This window comes from Streptomyces sp. NPDC050988, from assembly GCF_044456225.1.
Classification (GTDB): Bacteria; Actinomycetota; Actinomycetes; order Streptomycetales; family Streptomycetaceae; genus Streptomyces.
In genome coordinates this window covers 12420-33112 of sequence record NZ_JBITFQ010000023.1, presented here as the reverse complement: position 1 = coordinate 33112, position 20693 = coordinate 12420, and the positions used below count along the sequence as shown (strand labels likewise).

Here is a 20693-nt window from a genome sequence, read left to right as displayed (position 1 = left end):
GGTCAGGACGCCCCCAACAGCCGACGCACCGCCCGCCCGAACACCCACCGGGCCACCCACCCCACCAAGGAATCAAAAACCCGGGGCACTCCCCGCACCCTCAACTCCTCCCGCCACACCACCCGCGAACCACCACCACCGCCCCCCGAACGCACCTCGATCTCGGCCCACCCAGTGACAAAGCTCCCCCGCTTGACGAGCCGACAGACCCCGGCCCGCCCTCCCACAGGCGGCCGCCACACGACAACCTCCATGGGGTCATCAAACGCAAGGGCCCCAATCCCGGACCGAGCAACGAACACGCTGCCCACCCCACCCTCCGCCGCCCCCGCGACAACAGTGATCCGGGTCAACGGCACCACATCCCCATGCCGCTCCCACAACGTGACCCGCCGCCACGCCTCACCGGCATCGAGGCCACTGTCCCGCCGCACACAAAACCGAACCACGCCAGGATCGTAGGCACTCAACGGCGCAGCAGCCGCCAGCGCGCGCGGGGCGGGGCCGTGCCGGTGTGTCAACGTTCGCGACGTACGGCTCCCGCTGGAAACGCCCACCATGAAACTCAGGGCCGTATGCCCAGCAGTCGCGAACGTGACATACCGGCACGGCCCCGCCCCACCCACCGGACCAGAAGCGCCCTACCCACGCCCCACCCCATCCGGCACCATGACCCCGTGGACCGTGAACTGCACGGCAGGCTAGACGAGTTGCAACGCAACCCGTACCCCCACTACGAACGCGCGAGACGGGCCAAAGGCCTGACGTTCATCCCGGAACTGGACGCCTGGCTGGCGGCGAGGGACGAGGACATCAGAGAGATCCTCCGCCGCCCGGACGACTTCTCCTCGGCGAACGCGCTGCGCCCGGACGTGATGCCGGCCCCAGCCGCCCTCGCGGTCCTGGGCGGCGGCTTCGGCGGCCGCCCCGTGGTCGTCACAGCCGACGGCTCCCACCACCAGCACCTACGCGCCCCGATCGTACGAGGCCTGTCACCCGCCAGAGTCGCCGCAGTGCTCCCGTACGCGGCGGAACGAGCATCGGCCCTCATCGACGCCTTCGCCGATAAGGGCCAAGCCGACCTGATGACGGCGTACGCCCAGCGCCTCCCGGGCGAAGTCATCGGCAGGATCGTAGGCCTGGACCCCAAAGACGTCCCCAAAGCAGTACACGGAGGCTACCGAGCAGAGGAACTGCTCTTCCGCCCCATGCTGGAGGCCGAACAAGTAAGAGCGGCCCAGGACGTCGTAGCAATGCAACAGACACTGGACGCCTTCATCCGCGCCCACAAAACGACCCCCCAGAACGACCTCTGCACAGAACTGATCACCTCCCTCACACCTGAGCCCCCACCCACCACCGACCTGACACTCGACCAACGCCACGAACTGGTGGCCCACCTGCAGAACTTCCTCCTGGCAGGCCACCTCACCACCACAGCCCTGATCGGCACGACGGTCCTGCACCTCCTCCGCCACCCGCCCCAGTGGAACCTCCTCTGCGCAGAGCCGGACCGCATCCCCGCGGCAATTGAGGAGGCGGCCCGCTACGACACGGCACTACAGGGCTTCCGCCGAACCACCACCCGCGCGATCACCCTCGCAGGCACAGAACTCCCCACCGGATCAACGGTGTTCGTGGCATTCGGCGCGGCCAACCGCGATGGATCCCGCCACCCCCGCCCGGACGAGTTCGACATCACCCGCACCCCGGGCCGCCACCTGGCATTCGGCCTGGGCGTGCACACCTGCCCAGGATCACAACTGGCAAGAGAGCAACTCCGCCTCACCCTGGAACAGTTGACGACCCGCTTCCCCACCCTCCGCCTGACCGACGACCACCCGGTCACCATGCGCCCGACCCTGATCCACCGCTCACCCCAGAGCCTGCACGTCACTTGGTGAGGTAAGCCGGACCGACGACATCCAACAGATCCCGCACCCGAACAGGCAGCCCGGTCACGAACGACTCGTTGGCGGCCAGCCCGGTAACCAACGACTTCGCCCCGTCAACCGCATCCGCTGCCCGCCCCAAGGCGTCCCCACCGGCCCGGTACCCGAACAGATCGGCCAACATCCGCACATCCCCACCCCCATGCCCACCCTCAGTCGAAGCCCCACCCTCCCCGCCCCCGACCTCCACCACACGAGCCGGCTTCCAGAACCGCCGCAACAACAACTCCGTACGCCCGACTTCATCGCCGACGGCAGAGCCGTGCATGACAGGACTCGCACCATCGGCCCGCACCGAGGGCCGAACCCACGTCGACTCCTCCACCAACAGCTCCAACCGCCCCTCGCTCCCGTTGAAGGCAACGCGATACCCCTCCCAGGGCGAATAGGCGGTCAGGTGATAGGTCAGCGAGGCCCCAGAGGCATACCGCACAAGCACAGCCATATCGTCCTCGATGCTCACCCCGGCCCCGAACACGTTCTGGTCCCGGTGATACCCGTCCTCCCGCTCCGCCTCCAGATAGAGCGCACGCAGCACCTCCGAGTCCGCAAGCCGCACGGCAAACGGATCCCCCTCCGCGGCAGCGGCCCCATGGGCCCGGGCATAGGGCCGAGCAAGCCCCCGCCGCCGCCCGGCCTCCTCGCCGTAGAAGAACAGCCCACCCTGCGCGAACACGGTCTCCGGCTCCGTCCCCAACCACCAGTTGACGAGATCGAAGTGATGCGTGGCCTTGTGAACCATCAGCCCACCGGAGTTGGCCTTGTCCCGGTGCCACCGTCGGAAGTAGTCCGCACCGTGCCGCAGATCGAGCAGCCACTCGAAGTGCACCGACCCGACCTCACCGATCTCCCCGCCCGCGATGAGTTCCCGTACGGCCGAATGCACCGGGTTGTAGCGGTAGTTGAAGGCAATCCGCACATCGCCCCCGGTCCGCCGCCGGGCATCGAGAATGCGGCGGGCCTTGTCGGCGTCCGTGGTCATCGGCTTCTCCGTGACGACGTCGCACCCCGCCTCCAGCGCCCGCACGATGTAGTCGTCATGGGTGCGGTCGACACTGCACACCACAACAAGATCGACCCGCTCACGCCGCAACATCACCTCGAAGTCCTCAGCGGTGTAAGCAGCCACGGGCCCACGCCCAGGATGATCGGCCGCGATCCACTCATTGTGGACGGCCATACGCCGGCCATTGACGTCACAGAAACCCACCAACTCGATCCGGTCCGAGTACGGCCCGGTGATCGCCTCGGTGAACATCCGGGCACGAGCACCCAACCCCACCACCGCACAACGCCGCCTCCCCGCGCCGGACGAGGCAGAAGCGACGGTCGCGGCGGCAGCCACGGTCGCGGCGGAAGCGGCGGTCGCGACAGAAGCGATGCACGGGTCTTGTTCTGACATCAGGACCTTCCCTAGGGTCGTATCAGGGGGGTGGAAGCGCTTTCTAGCGAAAGAGGTGACCCACTCATGCCCGGAAACAGGACAAGGAAGTCCTGGCCGTCCCGCAGGGCAGCCAAGTCCCGGCCGCCCCGCACGGCGGCGGCCCTGGCACCTCGCACGGCGGCGGCGGCCCTGGCGCTCTGCGTGGCGGCCGCGGCACTCACCGCCTGCTCAGGCGAGGGCGAGTCGACCAGTGCGGGTGGCAAGGTCTCGCTGCGCTACACCTGGTGGGGCAATCCGGACAGAGCGGCCCGAACCCAGGAGGCCGTAGACCTCTTCGAGAAGGAACATCCGGGCATAGAAGTACAGACTTCCTTCGCGGGCTACGAGCCGTACAAGCAGAAGCTCGCCACCCAGGCCGCCGGCGGCGACGCCCCCGACGTGATGCAGCTCGACTACCGCATGATCGACCAGTACGCGTCCGGCGGCGTCCTCCTCGACCTCGGCAAGCAGCGGTCCGTCCTCAAAACGGGGGAGTTCGAGCCGGGGCTGCTGGCCACCGGCAAGGTGGACGGAAAGCTGTACGCCATCCCGCAGGGCCGCGGCACCGAGACCATGGTCTACGACACCACGAAGTGGAAGGCCGCCGGAGTCGAGCTGCCCAAGGCGGGCTGGACCTGGACGGAATGGGCCGACGCCATGCGCGAGCTGGCCGAGAGGACCGGCAAGCCGGGCGGCACCGACCCGGGGCAGAGCGAGGACGCCTTCGAGATCTGGCTGCGCGGCCAGGGCAAGTCCCTGTACACAAAGGACAACCAACTCGGCTTCACCGCCGACGACCTCACGCGCTGGTGGACCTTCACCGACAAGCTGCGGCGCGAGGGCGCGGTCTCGTCCGCCGAGCAGACGACACAGCTCGACGGCTCGGTCGAGAACACCCCGCTGGGCCGCGGCACGGCACTCTCCGAGACGAACTGGGACGCCCCGGCCAGCGGTTACCTCGCCCTCATCCCGGACGGGATCTCGCTCGCCCCCATGCCGTCGAACGAGGACGGCACACCGGGCCAGTACTTCAAGCCCTCCATGTTCATGGGCGTCGCCGCCGACACCGGACACCCGAAGGAATCCGCCCAGCTCGTCGACTTCATGCTGAACGACAGGGAGGCGGCGAAGATCGTCGGCGCGAGCCGCGGCATCCCGGTCAACGAGTCGATCCGCGACGAGATCTCCTCGGACCTCAAGGACTTCGACAAGACCATCTACGAATACCAGGCGCCCTTCGAAGGCAAGCTCAACGCCCCGCCCCAGGCACCCCCTTCGGGAGACAGCGCCTTGCAAACCACCTTCCAGCGCGACTACGACCAGGTGTCGTACGAGCGGCTGTCGCCCCGCGAGGCGGCCGAGAACTACATCACCGAGGCGAAGGCGGAGCTGAGGTCATGACCACCACCGAGATACCGGCGCCCGCCCGCACCGGGAAGCCCTCCACACCACCGAAGCGACCCGGTAAGCGCCAACGCGAGGGCGCCGCCTGGGTGTTCCTCTCCCCGTGGGTTCTCGGCGCCGCCGTGCTGACCCTGCTCCCGATGGCCGTCTCGCTCTATCTCTCCTTCACGGACTACGACTTGTTCAACCCGCCCCAGTGGGTGGGCCTGCGCAACTACACACAGATGTTCACGGAGGACCCGCGCTACTGGCGCTCGGTGGTCGCGACCCTCACCTACGTGGTCATCGCCGTACCCCTCCAACTCGGCCTCGCCCTGGTCGTCGCGCTCGCCCTGAAGTCCATGCGGCGCGGCAAGGGCTTCTACCGATCCGCCTTCTACGCGCCCTCCCTGCTCGGCACCTCGATGTCCATCGCCCTCGTGTGGCGGGCCATCTTCAACGACGGCGGCACGGTCGACAACCTCCTGGGCACCGGCGGCTGGGTCAACAAACCCGGCTGGGCACTCTTCACGGTCGCCCTGCTGACGGTGTGGCAGTTCGGCGCCCCCATGGTCATCTTCCTGGCCGGTCTCCAGCAGATCCCCTCGGAGCTGTACGAGGCGGCGGCCGTGGACGGAGCGAGCCGCTGGCGCCGGTTCCTGTCCATCACCGTGCCCATGCTCTCCCCGGTGATCTTCTTCAACCTGGTGCTCCAGACCATCCAGGCCTTCCAGGTCTTCACCCCCGCGTTCGCGGTGAGCGCGGGCAAGGGCGGTCCGGCCGACTCGACGCTCTTCTACACGCTCTACCTCTACGACCGCGGCTTCGTCGCCTCCCACATGGGCTACGCCTCCGCGATGGCCTGGGTACTGCTCCTCGTCATCGGCGCGGTCACCGCCGTACTGTTCCGGACCTCGCGCTCCTGGGTCTTCTACGCGTCAGACACCGATGGGGGCGTCCGATGACCACCTCAACCGTCGCCGTACGCAAGCCGGTTGCCTGGCGTCGCATCGCCCTGCACCTCGGCTGTCTGGCCGCGCTGCTCGTGATGCTGTACCCGCTGGCGTGGCTGCTCGCGACCTCGCTCAAGCCCGCCGACGAGGTCATCGCCAGCCTCGACCTGCTGCCCAGCAGCCTGGAATGGTCCAACTACACGACAGCCCTCGACGGAGTGAACGACGTCTCCGTGTGGCAGCTGCTCGGCAACTCGCTGTTCATCGCGGGCGGCGCGGTCGTCGGGAACGTACTGAGCTGCTCACTGGCCGCGTACGCCTTCGCCCGGCTGCGATTCCGCTTCCGCGGCCCGCTCTTCGCCTTCATGATCGCGACGATCATGCTGCCGCACCACGCCGTGCTGATCCCGCAGTACATCATCTTCAACCAGCTCGGCATGGTGAACACCTACTGGCCGCTGATCCTCCCCAAGTTCCTTGCCACAGAGGCGTTCTTCGTCTTCCTCATCGTGCAGTTCATGCGAGGGCTGCCACGCGAGCTGGAGGAGGCGGCACGGATCGACGGCTGCGGGCCCTTCAGGAGCTTCTTCCTGGTGATCCTGCCACTGACGCGACCCGCGCTGATCACGACCGCGATCTTCACCTTCATCTGGACCTGGAACGACTTCTTCACGCAGCTGATCTACCTCTTCTCGCCGGAGAAGTTCACGCTCACGCTGGCGCTCAGGTCGTTCGTGGACGCGTCCAGCCAGTCCGCGTTCGGCCCGATGTTCGCGATGTCGGTGATCGCCCTCCTCCCGATCGTCCTGTTCTTCCTCGCCTTCCAGCGGTTCCTGGTCGAGGGCATGGCGAACTCCGGGATCAAGGGATGAGCGCCGGACAGGCCCGCGAGACGGGCGAGATCTTCGGACCGCGCATGACGCTCTTCGCGGACGTGCTGAGCGTCGGCGTCTGCACGGCCCTCGTGTCGCTGCCGGTCGTCACCCTGCCGGCGGCACTGTCCACGGCGTGCGCGGTCCTGCGCGGCGCCCGCGAGGACCGACCGGCCACCGCCGGACGGTACTTGGCGATGCTGCGGCGACGCCTGCGCGCCGGGGACCTCGTGGCCGGGGCACTGTCCCTGGCCGGTGTCCTGCTGCTCTGGGCGGACCTCGCCCTGGCCCGCGCCGGACTGCCGGGTGCCCCGCTGTTCGCGATCGTCGCCGCCGCCATCGGCGTGTACGCGGCTGTCGTGGGCCTTCGCGCCTGCGGGCGCCCCGAGTCGCTCACCGACTGGCGGGCGGCCGTCGGCGGGGCCGCCCGGGACTCCGTACGGGATGTGGGCGGCAGCGGTCTCGTCGTGCTCGCCGTCGCGGCGGCCGCGTTGTGCGCCTGGATGCTGCTGCCGCTGGCGTTCCTGGCGCCGGGGCCCCTGGCGTTGGCGCTCACGGCGGTCGACGTACGGATGCCGCACCGGCCAGGAGGGGTGACAGCCCTGCCAGAGTGACGTACGCCACAAGCCCCCGCCGGAACTCACAGGGGTGCGCGCCCGACTTCTGGACCGTCACGGCCCGGACCGGCCGACGCCGTGCGATCTGGAGAACCGGAATGGGCGAGTCCCGACAATCCTCCCCGAGCGCGGGTGCCGGCACGGGCACAGCCACAGCTGCAGGCGCGGGTGTGGCCGCCGTCTCGGCCCTGCGGAAGCTGGTGCCGCCGCCCGCGCTGTGCGGCTTCCTGCTCCTGCTCGCGCTCATGTTCGTGGCGTCGTACGCGGCCGGTGCCGCCGTCGGTCCCGTGGCGCCCGGCATGCACGAAACCGGAACGAGCCGTGACGGAGACGACGGCGGGGGTGGAGGCGGCGACAGCGGCGGGGGCGGTATGGACATGGACATGGGCGGCACGCACGGGAGCGGCGGCGGATGAGTGCCGAACCGGTGGCCGTCGTCGTGACGACCGACCTGACCGTCGGCGGGATGACCTGCGCGGCCTGCGTGAACCGTGTCGAGAAGAAGCTCGCCAAGCTGGACGGCGTCACCGCGACCGTCAACCTGGCCACCGGGCGGGCCCGGGTGAGCCATCCGGCCCATGTCCCTCCCGAGGAACTCGTCGCCACGGTCGAGAAGGCCGGCTACACGGCCACCCTCCCCGCCCCTCCCGAGCAACCGGAACGCCAGGACGAGGACGAGGCGGAGCCTGAAGACGCCCGGCGGGAGCGCGAGCGGCTGACGGTCACCGCGCTGCTCGCCGTGCCGGTGCTCGTCCTGTCGATGGTGCCCGCATGGCAGTTCCGCAACTGGCAGTGGCTGTGCTTCGTGCTGGCCGCCCCGGTCGCGGTCTGGAGCTCCTGGCCGTTCCACGTACGGGCGTCGCGTGGGCTGCGGCACTCGACGGCGACCATGGACACGCTGGTCTCCCTGGGTGTTGTTGCGTCCTTCTCATGGTCGGCGTACGCGCTGTTCCTCGGAGGCGCGGGCGAGCCCGGGATGCGGATGCCGTTCAGTCTGCTGCCCTCGGCGTCGGAGGGCGCCGCGCACATCTATCTCGAAGCGGCCGTGGGAGTACCGCTGTTCGTGCTGGCCGGGCGCTTTCTGGAGGCGCGGGCCCGGCACGGGACGGGGGCGGCACTGCGGTCGCTCGCCCGACTCGCCACCAAGGAGGTCTCGGTACGCGAGGGTAGTGCCGAACGGTTGCTGCCCATCGAGCAGTTGAGGGCGGGGCACGTCTTCGTCGTACGTCCCGGGGAGCGGGTCGCCACCGACGGGGAGGTGACGGAGGGCAGTTCCGCCGTGGACATGTCCCTGGTCACCGGCGAGAGCGAGCCGGTCGAGGTCGGTCCGGGCTCGGCGGTGGTGGGCGGGGCCGTCAACGCCGGCGGGCTGCTGCTCGTACGGGCCACGGCGGTCGGCGCCGACACCCAACTCGCCCGTATCACCAAGCTGGTGACGGAGGCTCAGGCGGGGAAGGCGCGCGCTCAGCGGCTGGCCGACGCGGTGGCCGGGGTGTTCGTGCCGGTCGTGCTGGCGCTCGCCGCGACCGTGCTCGGGTTCTGGCTCGGTGCGGGGGCCGATCCGCAGGCGGCGGTCACCGCGTGCGTGGCGGTGCTGGTCGTGGCCTGTCCGTGCGCGCTGGGTCTGGCCACACCGACCGCGCTCATGGCCGCCACCGGGCGCGGCGCCCAACTGGGTGTCCTGGTCGGCGGACCGCAGGCCCTGGAGTCGCTCCAGCACATCGACACGGTCGTACTCGACAAGACCGGCACCCTCACCTCCGGCCACATGAGCGTCGCCAGGGTCACCGCCGTGCCCGGCGGACTCGGGCGGGAGGCGGTGCTGCGGCTGGCCGGTGCGGTGGAACAGGGCTCCGAGCACCCGCTGGGGCGCGCGATCGTCTCGTACGCACAACGGACCCTGCCCGAGCGGCCGTTGCCGGACGTGGGGGAGTTCGGCGCCGAGGCGGGCCGCGGTGTCCGGGGCCGGGTCGAGGGCAGGCTGGTCGAAGTTCGCGCGCCGGACGACGAGTTGCCCCCGCCGCTCGCGGACGCGCTGCCGGTGGCGGAGGCCGCCGCGTACACGCCGGTCGTCGTCCTGGTGGACGGTGTGGCCGAGGCGCTGATCGAGATCGGTGATGTCGTGCGGCCCGGGAGTTATCGGGCCGTCGACCGGCTGCGGAGGCTGGGGGTGCGGCCGGTGCTCGCCACCGGGGACCGGGAGGCCCCGGCCCGGGCCGTCGCGTCCGCGCTGGGCATCGAGGAGGTGCACGCCCGCTGCACTCCCGAGCAAAAGGCCACCCTCGTACGGGAGTTGAGAGAGGAAGGCCGACGGGTCGCGGTCGTCGGCGACGGGGTGAACGACGCCGCCGCGCTGGCCGGTGCCGACCTGGGGATCGCCATGGGCGGCGGGACGGACGCGGCCCTCGGCGCCGCCGACGTGACGCTCGTACGCGGTGACATCGAGGCACTGGGAGACGCCGTACGACTCGCCCGGCGCACCCTCGGCACCATCAGGGTCAACCTCCTGTGGGCCTTCGGCTACAACGCGGTGACCGTGCCGCTCGCCATGGTGGGCCTGCTCAATCCGATGGTGGCCGCGGCGGCCATGTCGGTGAGTTCGCTGCTCGTGGTCGGCAACAGCCTGCGGCTGCGCGCCTGGCAGCCGACGCGAACCCGGAGCCGCACACGATGACGGGGACGATGACGCGGACGACCGACCCGCATCCCTGGCGTCCGACCCGGCGCCGTCTCACCGACACCCTGCTCACCGCACTCGCGCCCGTCGCCGCGTGCAGCGTCGCGCTCGGTGCCCTGACCACCTGGGTCGCCGCCGGCCGAGCGGGCGATCCGGCGCGGATCGAGGTCACCGCCGGACGCGTCTTCCTCCCGTACGGCGACACCCGGGACACCGCCGCGTTCTTCCGGATCACCAACTCGGGGGACGCGGACGACCGGCTCGTCCGTGTCGAGTCGCCCGGCGGCGGTGAGATCACGCTCGGGCGCCACCGCACCACGGGCGCCGGCGCCGCGTACCGGGACACGGTGGACTCGGCCGCCGTCCCCGCCCACGGCGGTCTCACCATGTCCCCGCACGGTCTCGATGTGATCCTGCGGGCGGGCCCGCGGTGGGAACTCGGCGATCCGGTCCCGTTCACGCTGCACTTCCGGCGCAGCGGGCCGGTCACGGTGGAGGCGGTCGTGGTCGCCCCGGGCGATGTACGTGCCTCACCGTGACGGCCGGCCGACGGATGCGAGGACGAGGCCCGTCATGACCGTGGGGTGGGGGATACGCACGGCACGGGCCGCGGTGTTCGCGGCCGTCTGCGTGGTGCTCGCCGCCCTCGGGCACGTGATGATGTCCGGCTCCCCCGTGCCCTGGTGGACGATGGCCGCCGGGGGTGTCGTGGCGGGCGGCGCGGGCTGGTGCCTGGCCGGCCGTGAACGCGGACTGCCGCTGATCGTGACCGTGGTGGTCGTCGCTCAAGGGCTGCTCCACACGGGGTTCTCCTTCGCACAGTCCGCCGCGCCGTCGGTGGGTCGGGGATCGGTCGGCAGGGGCTCCATGCCGATGGGCTCCGCCGGGAGTGGAATGGCTTCCGCACACATGGGCTCTGCGCCCATGGATTCCGCCAACATGGGCTCCGCACCCATGGGGTCCACACACACGGGTTCCACCGACGCCATGGACATGGGACACATGGGTTCAGGACCCATGGCTCACCTGGCACACGACATGGACGGCATGTCGTCGCTCGGCATGCCGGCCGCCCACCTGCTGGCCGCGCTGCTGTGCGGTCTGTGGCTCGCGTACGGCGAGCGCGCGGCCTTCCGCATCCTGCGGGCGGTGGCCGGCCGGCTCGCCGCACCGCTGCGACTGCTGCACGCCCTGCCCGCACCGCCGCACCGGCCGTGCGCCCGGCTGCCCCGCCGCCGCGCCCCGGAGCGCTCACCGAGGCGGCTCCTTCTCGTCCACGCGATCACCTCGCGAGGTCCGCCCGCCGGGACCGCTGTCGCCTGAGACAGCCGGATCCCCGAGGCGCCTCCCCGCGCGCCTCGGGCACCGGCCGTACCTCCCCGTACGGCCGGCCGTCCCCCACGCGCCGGACCGATGCGCCGACCGTCCACGTGCCCACGCGGAGCCAACGCGCCCACGCGCCCATGGCCCACGTGTTCACGTACCCACGCGCGCCTCGGTCCGGATCACGGATGACCCGAGAAGGACCACTGGTGATCACTCCAGCCCCGCCCGCTTCGCACGACAGAAGCGACGAGTCGATAACCGCCTGGGCACTGGCCGCCCGTGGCGGCGACCCGGACGCCGTCGAGCGCTTCGTCCGCGCCCTGCACCGCGATGTCGTGCGCTACGTCGCCCATCTCTCCGCCGACCCGCAGGCTGCCGACGACCTGGCCCAGGACACGTTCCTGCGCGCGCTCGGCAGCCTGCACCGGTTCGAGGGGCGTTGCTCGGCCCGTACGTGGCTGCTGTCCATCGCGCGCCGCGCGGTGATCGACAGCTTCCGGTACGCCGCCGCCCGGCCGCGGCCGGCCGACGTACAGGACTGGCGGCTGGCGGTCGAACACGCCCAGCCGCACGGCCTGCCCGGCTTCGACGACGGGGTCGCGCTCCTCGATCTGCTGGCCGCGCTGCCCGACGAGCGCCGTGAGGCCTTCGTGCTCACCCAGCTGATGGGGCTGCCCTACGCCGAGGCGGCCGCACTCAGCGACTGCCCCGTCGGAACCGTCCGTTCCCGCGTGGCCCGCGCCCGCGCCACCCTCGTCGACCTGCTCGCCGAGGCCGACGCGTCGGCCGCACGCGGGCACGGCGGGCACGGCGAGCACGGCGGGCACGCGGATCCCGCGTTCGAGGCGCGCGAACGGGCCGCCTGACCGGCCCGTTCCTCGACCTTCTCCGCGCCCTTTCGAACAGCTTTCAAATACCCCCGGGGGTACATGCTAGTGTCTCTCATATACCCCCGGGGGTAATTTTCGTTCGGAAGGAGTGCCCGACGTGTTCTTCGTCGACACCATCGAGGTGGCGGGGCTCGGCAACCGCAGCTATCTGGCGGGCGGCGGGCGGGAGGCCCTGGTGGTCGACCCGCCGCGTGACGTCGACCAGGTGATCGCGGCGGCCGCCCGGCGGGGCGTGCGGATATCGCATGTGGTCGAGACACATGTGCACAACGACTACGTCACCGGCGGCCCGGAGCTGGCACGGATCACGGGCGCGTCCTACCTCGTTCCGGCCGGAGCCCGCGTCTCCTTCGAGCGGACACCCGTGCACGACGGGGACACCACGGTCGTCGACGCCGGCGCGGGTCTGGCCCTGCGCGCGCTCGCGACCCCCGGCCACACCCCGCACCACACCTCGTACGTGCTGGAGGCGGACGGGGCGGCGGTCGCGGTCTTCACGGGTGGATCGCTGCTCATCGGAACGGTAGGGCGCCCCGACCTCGTCGAGCCGCGCCTCACCGAGGACCTCGCCCGCGCCCAGCACGCCTCCGCCCGCCGACTCGCGGACGAACTCCCCGACGAGACAACGGTGTTGCCCACCCACGGCTTCGGCAGCTTCTGTTCCGCCGGCCGGGCCGAGGGCACCGCCACCACCATCGGCAAGGAGAAGTCGGCCAACGAGGCGCTCACCCGGAACGTGGACACCTTCGTCGCGGATCTGCTGGCAGGGCTGGACGAAGTCCCCGCCTACTACGCGCACATGGGCCCGGCAAACGCGGCGGGGCCCGCACCCGTCGACCTCACTCCACCGACCGTGGCCGACGCCGACGAGATCGCCGCCCGGCTGGCCGCGGGGGAGTGGGTGGTCGATCTGCGCAACCGGGTGGCGTTCGCCGAAGGGCATGTCGCGGGCTCGTTCAACTTCGAGGCCGCGGGGCAACTCGCCACCTATCTGGCCTGGTTGATCCCCTGGGGCAAACCGGTGACACTGCTCGCCGAATCGACCGGACAACTGGCCGCCGCCCAGCGCGAGTTGGTTCGGGTCGGCGTCGACCGCCCGGCCGCCGCGGCCACCGGTGAACCCTCGGCATGGGTACGCGAGGGCGAGCCCCTGGCCGCCTTCCGCCGGGCCACGTTCGCCGACCTTGCCGCCCGGCACCCCGGCGACGGCTGCGTCGTACTGGACGTCCGGCGGTCGTCCGAACGCGCCGGCGGCTTCATCGAGGGCTCGGTCCACATCCCGGTCCACGCCCTGCACGGGCGGCTCGGCGAGATTCCCGCGGGCGAGGTGTGGGTGCACTGCGCGGGTGGCATGCGCGCCGCGATCGCCGCGTCCCTGCTGGACGCGGCGGGCCGTGAAGTCGTCGCCGTGGACGACGCGTTCGCCGCGGCGGCGAAGGCCGGCCTCACTGTCCGGACCGCCTGAACACGCATCGGTACGAGGACCAGTCCCCGTGTGGTCGGCTCCGGCGCGCGCTCAGCCCTCGATCGGCATCTGCCCTCCGTCACCAGAAAGAAGCGAGACCGTGCCGACGAACCCCCTCCCCTTGCCCCGTGCTCCCGGCCGCGCCGACAGCCTTGAGAACGGCACGGTGGCGTGAGCCCTCTCATACTCGCCCTGACAGCCGGCGCCGTCATCGGTCTGGCGCTCGGCGCGCTCGGGGGCGGCGGCAGCGTCCTGGCCGTCCCCGCCCTGATCTATTTGCTCGGGTTCACCCCGGCCGCGGCCGGCACCGCGAGCCTTGTCATCGTCACCGCGACCTCGGCCACGGCACTGTTCGGCCACGCACGCGACGGTCAGGTCCGCTGGCGTACGGGAGCGCTCTTCGCGGCGGCGGGCATCGGCCCGGCGCTGCTGGGCGGCGCGGTCGCGGGCCGGCTGCCGGACGCCGCGCTGACCGGCGCCTTCGCCGTGGTCACGGTGACGGCGGCGGTACGTATGCTGCGCTCCCGGAAGAGTTCGGACGACGCCCGGCCGGTCCGGTCCGGGCGGGCCGCGGCGGCCGGTGGCGGGCTCGGCGCGGTCACCGGCGTACTCGGAGTCGGCGGCGGCTTCCTCGCCGTACCGGCGCTCGTGGGCGTACTCGGTCTGCGGATGCGGGAGGCGGTGGGCACGAGCCTGCTCGTCATCACCGTCAACTCGCTCGCCGCGCTCGTGATGCGCGCCGGTACGGCCGACGGCCTGGACTGGGCCGTCATCGCACCCTTCGCCGGAGCCGCGATCCTCGGCGCGTGGGACGGCAGACGCCTCGCCGCGAAGGTGTCCGGCCCCACGCTCCAACGGGTCTTCGCCCTGGTTCTGCTCGCGGTGGCCGCCTTCATGGTCATCGACACGGCGGTGTGACCGGCTCCAGCGACAGCAACAGCGACAGCGGACAACAACAGCGACAGCGGACAGCCACAGCTACTCGAGCACTTCAGTACTCCGCGTACCTCCAGTACTCCGCGTACCTCCAGTACTCCTTCGTACCTCCAGTACGCCCCGTACCCCAAGCACCTCCGAACACAACAGGAGCACCTCAGTCATGACCGTTCCCCCCAGGCCCGTCGTCCTCGGCGTTGGCGAGGCCCGCAGTCGGCTGCGCGACCTCACCGTCATCGACGTACGGACGCCCGGCGAGTACGTATCGGGTCATGTGCCCGGCGCCCTGAACGTCCCGCTGGACCAGGTGCGGCGGGCGCTTCCGGACCTGCGGCGCGCCGCCGAGCGCGGTGACGTCCTGATGGTGTGCGCCTCCGGCAACCGCTCCCAGGCCGCCTGTGAACTGCTGGCCGGAGAGGGCATCGCCGCGGCGACCCTCGCCGGTGGCACGACCGCGTGGGCCGCCCAGGGGAACGACCTGGACCGCCCCGCGAACTCCGGTACCCGTGCCGTCTGGGCCATGGAACGACAGGTGCGCTTCGCCGCCGGCACGCTCGTACTCGCCGGACTGGCCCTGGGACCGCTCGTCCACCCGGCCTTCCAGCTCCTCTCGGCCGGGGTCGCGGGCGGCCTGGTCCTCTCCGCGCTCACCGACACCTGCACCATGGCCGTCCTGCTCGGCAAGCTGCCGCACAACCGCCCTCGCGCGGCCGACCTGGAGGCCACGCTGGCCGCGCTGCGCAGCCGCTGAGCGGAGGCGAGGGCGAGGACGAGGACGGTCATCCCTGCGCCGCGTTGTCGGGGCGGAAGGTGACCGACGTGCCCGAGAAGCGGGCGGAGAGGCCGTCGGCCGAGGTGGTGACCGAGCGAAGACGCAGGCCGTCGGGGACGTTCCGCAGCTGGATTGGCTGCTCGAAGACCCTGTCGAGCAGTGCCTGACCGGCGTCGGGCAGTACACCGCTCGTCACCTGGAAGTCCTCGAAGGCGATGCGGTTGCCGGAGACCGCCGATACTTTCACCGTCACGGTGATCCCGTCGCCGAACGGCATCGCGATCCTCGCGCTGATCCGGCCGGGCCGGTCGCCCTGGGACACCTCCAGGCCGAGGGCGTTGGACACGTCGGTGTACGACAATCGGGCGGTCGCCTCGGCGCTCCGCGCCCGTGCCTCGCCGCCGTCGTCCGACTTCCGCAAGTCGTCGAGCCTCAGGTCGAGTTCGGTCACCGGGAGCGGGCGGATGGCCTCGTCGGCGGGTATGTCGTGGGCGCTGATGTCCACATGCCGCAGGGTGCCGGAGGCCACCTGTGTCAGCACAGGGATCCCGCGCACATGGACCTCGGGCCGCGTGGCCGTACCCATGCCCTCCTGGAACGCCTCGGCCGTACCCGACTCCACCCGCGCCGCCACGACACGGTCGACCACCACGGGCACGAGGATCAGCGCGCACAGGGCGGCCAGGGCGATGACGAGCGGTTGCCGGTGGTTCCGCGCGGCGTCCGGCTCGTACGAGAAGTCGTCCTGGTACGAGAAGTCCTCCTGGTACGCGAAGTCGTCGCGGTATTCGGGATGGGGGCGGTACATGAACTCTCCTGTCGCGTGTACGGGGTTGCCGGGGGCGCGAGTTGCCTGGCACCCGGGCTACCGGGCATCGCACCCCGGCTGGTTGGCATCGCACCCGGGCTGGTTGGCATCGCGGAGGTGGTGAACCGTCGAGGCCGCGACATCGCGATCGGCGCCCGCGGCGATCAAGGTCGTGGTGGCGGCGCCCGTGCCGTCGTCGGCCCAGGTCCCGGAGTTGACGCTGTCGAGGAGGGCCAGGATGTGCGCTTCGAGGCCTCTGCTGAGCGGGCCGGGCGGGACGCCGGTGTGGAAGACGCCCTGCCGTTGGCCGCGGGCCAGGATCCCGGCGACCGTGTCGCGGACGGGAGTCAGGAGTCCGCTGACCCGGTTGGCCTCCAGGTCCTGGCGGGCGAGCCCGATGAGCGTGCGATAGCGGTCACCGACCGGCCAGAGGGTGAGAACGACGCGCGCCAGGGCACTCGCGGCATCCGGAGCCGGACCTCGACGCGGAGTCGACGCGTCGACGACGGCGATCGCACCGCGAATCGCCTCCCCGGCTTCCGCCGCGAGCCCCCCGACAAGAGCGGCCCGCCCCGCGAAGTGCGCGTACACGGTCCGACGTGCCACCCCCGCGGCCTCGGCGATGTCTCCGAGGCTGCTGTCGGCGTCGCGCCCCAGTTCCCGCAGGGCCGCTTCCAGGATGCGTGTGCGGGTGGCGCGGGCCGTACGGCTGAGGGGCTCGTGCGCCGTCGGCGGGCTGGTCACATCGGTACCTCGGCAGACAACAGGCGGGCAGGCAGGCAGAAGGACAGGCAGACAGGCAGGTGAGCGGGTGGGCAGGGAGCGGTGAGCGCAATATTTGCACATCGATGGGCAATAAACTAGTCTGCACATCAGTGGGCAATTAAGTCGCCCTACTCGTCCCGCTCACCCCCTGGGAGCCTCCGATGCCGCTCTTCGCCAATACACCCATCGAGAAGATGACAGGGCCGTACCCGCGGCGCTGGCCCGCCCTACTGGTGCTGTGTCTGAGTCTGCTGATCGTGGTCATGGCGAACACGTCACTGATCGTGGCGGCGCCGGACATGACCAGGGACCTGGGCCTGAGCAGCAGCGACCTGCAGTGGGTCATCGACGGCTACACCGTTCCGTACGCCGCGCTGATGCTCGTACTCGGCTCGATCGGCGACAAGTACAGTCGTCGTGGCGCGCTGATCGCCGGTCTGGTGATCTTCGCGGGCGGTTCGGTGATGGGCAGCCTGGTCGACGGGACGGGCCTGGTGATCACGGCCCGCGCGATCATGGGCATCGGCGCGGCGGTGGTCATGCCGGCCACGCTGTCCCTGCTGGTCGCGATCTTCCCGAAGCATGAGCGGGCCAGGGCGATCACGGCCTGGACCGCCACCTCCGGCCTCGCCATCGCGGTCGGCCCGCTGGTGGCCGGCTGGCTTCTGGAGGACCACGCCTGGGGCTCGACCTTCCTGATCAACGTCCCCATCGCCGTCCTCGCCGTGATCGGCGCGCTGGTCCTGGTGCCGCCGTCGAAGGCGGCGAACGCGGGCCGGATCGACTACGTGGGCGGACTGCTGTCGATCGTCTCGGTCGGCGCGCTGGTCTACGCGATCATCGAGGGCCCGCACTTCGGCTGGGGCACCGGCCCGGTCGCCGCCGCGGTGGTCGCGGGCGTGGGTCTGCCGGCCTTCGTGCTCTGGGAGCTGCGTCACCCGCACCCGATGCTGGACGTGCGCAGGTTCGCCCAGCGTCCCTTCAGCGGCTCGATGCTGGCGGTGCTGTTCTTCTTCTTCGGCACCTTCGGGGCGATCTACTACTCCACCCAGTTCCTGCAGTTCGTCCTCGGCTACGGCGCGCTGGAGACCGGCGTCCGTCTGCTGCCGCTGGCCGGCGCGGTGTTCGTCGGCGCCGCGGCCACCGGGCGGCTGACGCCGAAGCTGGGCATGAAGGCGATGGTGGTGTCCGGCATGGTGATCGGCACCGCGGGCGTGCTCCTGCTCACCCGGATCGACACGGGCTCCACGTACGCCGACTTCGTCGCGCCGATGATGATGCTCGGGTTCGCGATCGGTCTGAGCGTGTCCCCGGCCACCGACACCATCATGGGCTCGTTCCCGGAGAGCGAGCTGGGCGTCGGCGGCGGTGCCAACGACACCGCGCTGGAACTCGGCGGCTCCCTCGGTATCGCCGTACTGGGCTCGCTGCTGGCCACGGCCTACCAGGACCGGCTGACCGACCTGGTCGGCGGGCAGCTGCCGGCCTCCGCGATGGAGACGGCCAAGGACTCGGTCGGCGGCGGCCTGGCGGTCGCCGAGCAGATCGCGAAGACCCCCTCCGCCGGACCCCAGCAGGCGCAGGCCCTGATCGACGCGGTGCACGAGGCCTTCGCCCACGGTGTCGCGCACACCAGCCTGATCGGCGGGATCATCATGGCCGCCGGAACCATGATCGTCCTCGCGGTCCTGCCCGGCCGCAAGGCCGCGAAGCGCGACCAGGAGAAGCCGGAAGAGAGCACCAAGGAGCGCGTGGACGTCGGCTGAGGACGCTCGCGGGGGTCGGTTCCCGACGGAGCCGGCCACAAGGAGGCCGGACCTCGGGTCCGGCCTGCCTTCACCCATGACGGGGCGTGCCCGAGCGGCGCACGCCCCGGGCGGTGCCGGGAGGGGACGCCCGGTACCGCCCATCTCATGAACGGCCGGACCGGCCGACGATCGCCCGGCGGCCACTCTCCCCGACCCCGCCCGGCGGCCACCCCGACCTCGCCCGACGAACGGGTCCGGGCAGGCCCAGGAGCCGTGGTCCTCCACCGTGGGAGAATCGGAATGCCCTTTCACCCCCTGCACCCGCGAGGTCGTGCCGTGCCCAAGCCCGTGGTCCGTGAGCCGTTGCGAAGCAATTCGCGTTCCAACCGGGCCCGCATCCTCGCCACCGCCCGACAGGAGTTCGGGCGGAACCCTGACGTCACCCTGGAGGAGATCGCGCGGGCGGCCGGCGTGGTCCGCCGTACGCTCTTCGGGCACTTCCCGGGGCGCGCGGCCCTGCTGGACGCTCTCGCGGAGGAGGCGTCCGAGGCCCTGCGCGGCGTCGTGGCCGGCTTGCCGGACGCGGCTGAGGCACCAGATCGTGCGTTCGCGCGGTTCGTTCTGGCGATCTGGTCGGTGGGAGACCGGTACCGGCTGCTCCTGGCACTCGCCCGCCAGGATCTTGGAGTGGAGCGGGTGTCCGAGGTGCTGGCCCCGGCCCGGGACGTGGCGACGGCCGTCCTCGAACGAGGGCAGCGCGCGGGTGTGTTCCACGATCACCTGCCGGCGGTGGTCCTCAGTTCCGGCCTGGAGGCCCTCGCCATCTCCCTGCTCGAAAGCGTCAACACGGGGGCGTGGGAGGACGACGGGACACGGACCGCCATCGCCACGCTGGTTGCTGCGGGCGTACCGGAGAAGGAGGCGTCCGCGGTCGTCGAGAGCGTGGCGTCGGAGGAACGCGCCGAGGCCGCCGACGCGTAGAGGCGTATGTGGCGTAAGGGACGTATGGGGTGTGGGGCAACCGGTTCGTCGTGTCGTGGCGTCTTGATCATCGGAAGGAACGTCCCGCCCGCACGAACAGGAAGTACGGCCTTGGACACCACAGGATCCCGCTCCGGTCCCAGCTCCAGTTCCAGCTCCAGTTCCAGCACCGGTTCCAGCTCCAGTTTCGGTCCCGGCCCTCGTGCCGCCCGCTTCAGCTCGCGCCCGAGCCGCCGCACGGCACTGGCCCTGGGTGCCGGAGCGGCGCTCGCGGTCGCCGTCCCGACCGCGGCGCACGCCTCGGGCGCCGGCGGAGAGCGTCTCGCCGGACAGCTGGCTGACCTGGAGCGGGAGTACTCCGCGCGCCTCGGGATCTTCGCCCACGACACGGCCACCGGCCGGACCGTGGCCTACCGCGCCGACGAACGCTTCCCGATGTGCTCGGTGTTCAAGATGCTCACGGCCGCGGCCGTCCTGAGAGACCTCGACCGCGACGGCGAGTTCCTGGCCCGGCGCATCCGGTACACCAAGAAGTACGTCACGGCCGCGGGCTACGCCCCGATCACGAGCACGGACGAGAACGTCGCGAACGGTCTGACGGTCGAGGAGCTGTGCTCCGCCGCCGTCTCCCAGAGCGACAACGGCGCCGCGAACCTCCTCCTGCGCGAGCTGGGTGGACCGACCGCGATCACTCGGTTCGCCCGTTCGGCCGGGGACAGGATCACCCGGCTCGACCGGTGGGAGCCCCAGCTGAACTCGGCGGAACCCTGGCGGAGGACCGACACCACCAGCCCGCGCGCCATCGGGCAGACCAGCGCGCGGCTCGTGATCGGCAGGGCGCTCCCGGCCGAGGACCGCGAACGGCTGACCGGGTGGCTGATCGCCAACACCACCAACATCGAGCGCTTCCGCGCCGGCCTGCCCAGCGACTGGACCCTCGCGGACAAGACCGGCGGCGGCCCGTCGTACGGGGTCGCCAACGACGTCGGCGTCGTGTGGCCTCCCGGCCGTCCGCCCCTGGTGCTGGCCGTCCTGTCGACCAAGCACGCCGCCGAAGGACCCACGGAGAACCCGCTGGTCGCCAGGGCGGCCGCACTGGTGGCGGCGGAACTCACCTGACGGGGC

At 71.1% G+C, this 20693-nt stretch carries 20 protein-coding genes; 16 read left to right on the top strand and 4 right to left on the bottom strand.

The genetic code is table 11. From position 1 onward, the window contains the following. Positions 1 to 2: 2 nt before the first annotated feature. On the bottom strand, positions 3 to 449 hold the full coding sequence (locus ACIBEI_RS34845) for an SRPBCC family protein (protein WP_398894475.1): 447 nt from the start codon (positions 447 to 449) through the stop codon (positions 3 to 5). 228 nt (positions 450 to 677) lie between these two features. Here ACIBEI_RS34845 and ACIBEI_RS34840 point away from each other — a divergent pair, with 228 nt between their 5' ends. Next, positions 678 to 1904, top strand: coding sequence for a cytochrome P450 (locus ACIBEI_RS34840; RefSeq protein ID WP_398894360.1), 1227 nt, complete (start codon positions 678 to 680; stop codon positions 1902 to 1904). On the opposite strand, the gene ACIBEI_RS34835 is transcribed toward ACIBEI_RS34840, so the two are convergent. Continuing rightward, the gene (locus ACIBEI_RS34835) at positions 1894 to 3354 is read right to left on the bottom strand and encodes a Gfo/Idh/MocA family protein (RefSeq protein WP_398894358.1); all 1461 of its coding nucleotides are present in this window, start codon (positions 3352 to 3354) and stop codon (positions 1894 to 1896) included. The two genes, ACIBEI_RS34840 and ACIBEI_RS34835, sit on opposite strands and share 11 nt — an antisense overlap. 66 nt (positions 3355 to 3420) lie before the next feature. Here ACIBEI_RS34835 and ACIBEI_RS34830 point away from each other — a divergent pair, with 66 nt between their 5' ends. The 12 genes from ACIBEI_RS34830 (at position 3421) to ACIBEI_RS34775 (ending at position 15245) form a co-directional block, all read left to right on the top strand. Further along, the gene (locus ACIBEI_RS34830) at positions 3421 to 4776 is read left to right on the top strand and encodes an ABC transporter substrate-binding protein (RefSeq protein ID WP_398894357.1); all 1356 of its coding nucleotides are present in this window, start codon (positions 3421 to 3423) and stop codon (positions 4774 to 4776) included. After that, a complete protein-coding gene (locus tag ACIBEI_RS34825; RefSeq protein ID WP_398894355.1) occupies positions 4773 to 5723 on the top strand; it encodes a carbohydrate ABC transporter permease in 951 nt (316 codons plus the stop codon). Before ACIBEI_RS34830 ends, ACIBEI_RS34825 begins: the two co-directional genes overlap by 4 nt. After that, complete coding sequence (locus ACIBEI_RS34820) at positions 5720 to 6583, top strand: carbohydrate ABC transporter permease (RefSeq protein WP_359723282.1); 864 nt, start codon at positions 5720 to 5722, stop codon at positions 6581 to 6583. The genes ACIBEI_RS34825 and ACIBEI_RS34820 overlap by 4 nt, the downstream gene beginning before the upstream one ends. After that, positions 6580 to 7197 carry a hypothetical protein gene (locus ACIBEI_RS34815; protein WP_398894354.1) on the top strand — a complete coding sequence of 206 codons (618 nt, stop codon included), beginning with the start codon at positions 6580 to 6582 and terminating at the stop codon, positions 7195 to 7197. Before ACIBEI_RS34820 ends, ACIBEI_RS34815 begins: the two co-directional genes overlap by 4 nt. A gap of 173 nt (positions 7198 to 7370) precedes the next feature. Continuing rightward, a complete protein-coding gene (locus ACIBEI_RS34810) occupies positions 7371 to 7616 on the top strand; it encodes a hypothetical protein (protein WP_398894353.1) in 246 nt (81 codons plus the stop codon). Beyond that, the gene (locus ACIBEI_RS34805) at positions 7613 to 9874 is read left to right on the top strand and encodes a heavy metal translocating P-type ATPase (protein ID WP_398894351.1); all 2262 of its coding nucleotides are present in this window, start codon (positions 7613 to 7615) and stop codon (positions 9872 to 9874) included. The genes ACIBEI_RS34810 and ACIBEI_RS34805 overlap by 4 nt, the downstream gene beginning before the upstream one ends. A gap of 8 nt (positions 9875 to 9882) precedes the next feature. After that, on the top strand, positions 9883 to 10416 hold the full coding sequence (locus tag ACIBEI_RS34800; RefSeq protein ID WP_398894350.1) for a copper chaperone PCu(A)C: 534 nt from the start codon (positions 9883 to 9885) through the stop codon (positions 10414 to 10416). Positions 10417 to 10450: 34 nt separating this feature from the next. Beyond that, on the top strand, positions 10451 to 11200 hold the full coding sequence (locus ACIBEI_RS34795; RefSeq protein ID WP_398894348.1) for a hypothetical protein: 750 nt from the start codon (positions 10451 to 10453) through the stop codon (positions 11198 to 11200). Between the two features lie 188 nt (positions 11201 to 11388). Next, positions 11389 to 12069 carry a sigma-70 family RNA polymerase sigma factor gene (locus ACIBEI_RS34790; protein WP_398894347.1) on the top strand — a complete coding sequence of 227 codons (681 nt, stop codon included), beginning with the start codon at positions 11389 to 11391 and terminating at the stop codon, positions 12067 to 12069. A gap of 121 nt (positions 12070 to 12190) precedes the next feature. After that, positions 12191 to 13558 carry a rhodanese-like domain-containing protein gene (locus ACIBEI_RS34785; protein ID WP_398894346.1) on the top strand — a complete coding sequence of 456 codons (1368 nt, stop codon included), beginning with the start codon at positions 12191 to 12193 and terminating at the stop codon, positions 13556 to 13558. A gap of 171 nt (positions 13559 to 13729) precedes the next feature. Continuing rightward, complete coding sequence (locus ACIBEI_RS34780) at positions 13730 to 14476, top strand: sulfite exporter TauE/SafE family protein (protein WP_398894345.1); 747 nt, start codon at positions 13730 to 13732, stop codon at positions 14474 to 14476. Between the two features lie 181 nt (positions 14477 to 14657). Continuing rightward, on the top strand, positions 14658 to 15245 hold the full coding sequence (locus tag ACIBEI_RS34775) for a rhodanese-like domain-containing protein (RefSeq protein WP_398894344.1): 588 nt from the start codon (positions 14658 to 14660) through the stop codon (positions 15243 to 15245). A 28-nt stretch (positions 15246 to 15273) separates the two neighbouring features. Here the strand turns inward: ACIBEI_RS34775 and ACIBEI_RS34770 are convergent, their stop codons facing one another. After that, the gene (locus tag ACIBEI_RS34770; protein ID WP_398894343.1) at positions 15274 to 16074 is read right to left on the bottom strand and encodes a DUF2993 domain-containing protein; all 801 of its coding nucleotides are present in this window, start codon (positions 16072 to 16074) and stop codon (positions 15274 to 15276) included. Positions 16075 to 16131: 57 nt separating this feature from the next. Further along, complete coding sequence (locus ACIBEI_RS34765) at positions 16132 to 16818, bottom strand: TetR/AcrR family transcriptional regulator (RefSeq protein ID WP_398894342.1); 687 nt, start codon at positions 16816 to 16818, stop codon at positions 16132 to 16134. 182 nt (positions 16819 to 17000) lie between these two features. Here ACIBEI_RS34765 and ACIBEI_RS34760 point away from each other — a divergent pair, with 182 nt between their 5' ends. The 3 genes from ACIBEI_RS34760 (at position 17001) to bla (ending at position 20687) form a co-directional block, all read left to right on the top strand. Beyond that, a complete protein-coding gene (locus tag ACIBEI_RS34760) occupies positions 17001 to 18605 on the top strand; it encodes an MFS transporter (protein WP_398894341.1) in 1605 nt (534 codons plus the stop codon). Between the two features lie 318 nt (positions 18606 to 18923). Continuing rightward, positions 18924 to 19568, top strand: a complete 645-nt coding sequence (locus tag ACIBEI_RS34755; protein ID WP_398894340.1) for a TetR/AcrR family transcriptional regulator — start codon at positions 18924 to 18926, stop codon at positions 19566 to 19568. A 243-nt stretch (positions 19569 to 19811) separates the two neighbouring features. After that, positions 19812 to 20687 carry a class A beta-lactamase gene (gene bla / locus ACIBEI_RS34750; protein ID WP_398894473.1) on the top strand — a complete coding sequence of 292 codons (876 nt, stop codon included), beginning with the start codon at positions 19812 to 19814 and terminating at the stop codon, positions 20685 to 20687. The last annotated feature ends 6 nt before the right edge of the window (positions 20688 to 20693 follow it).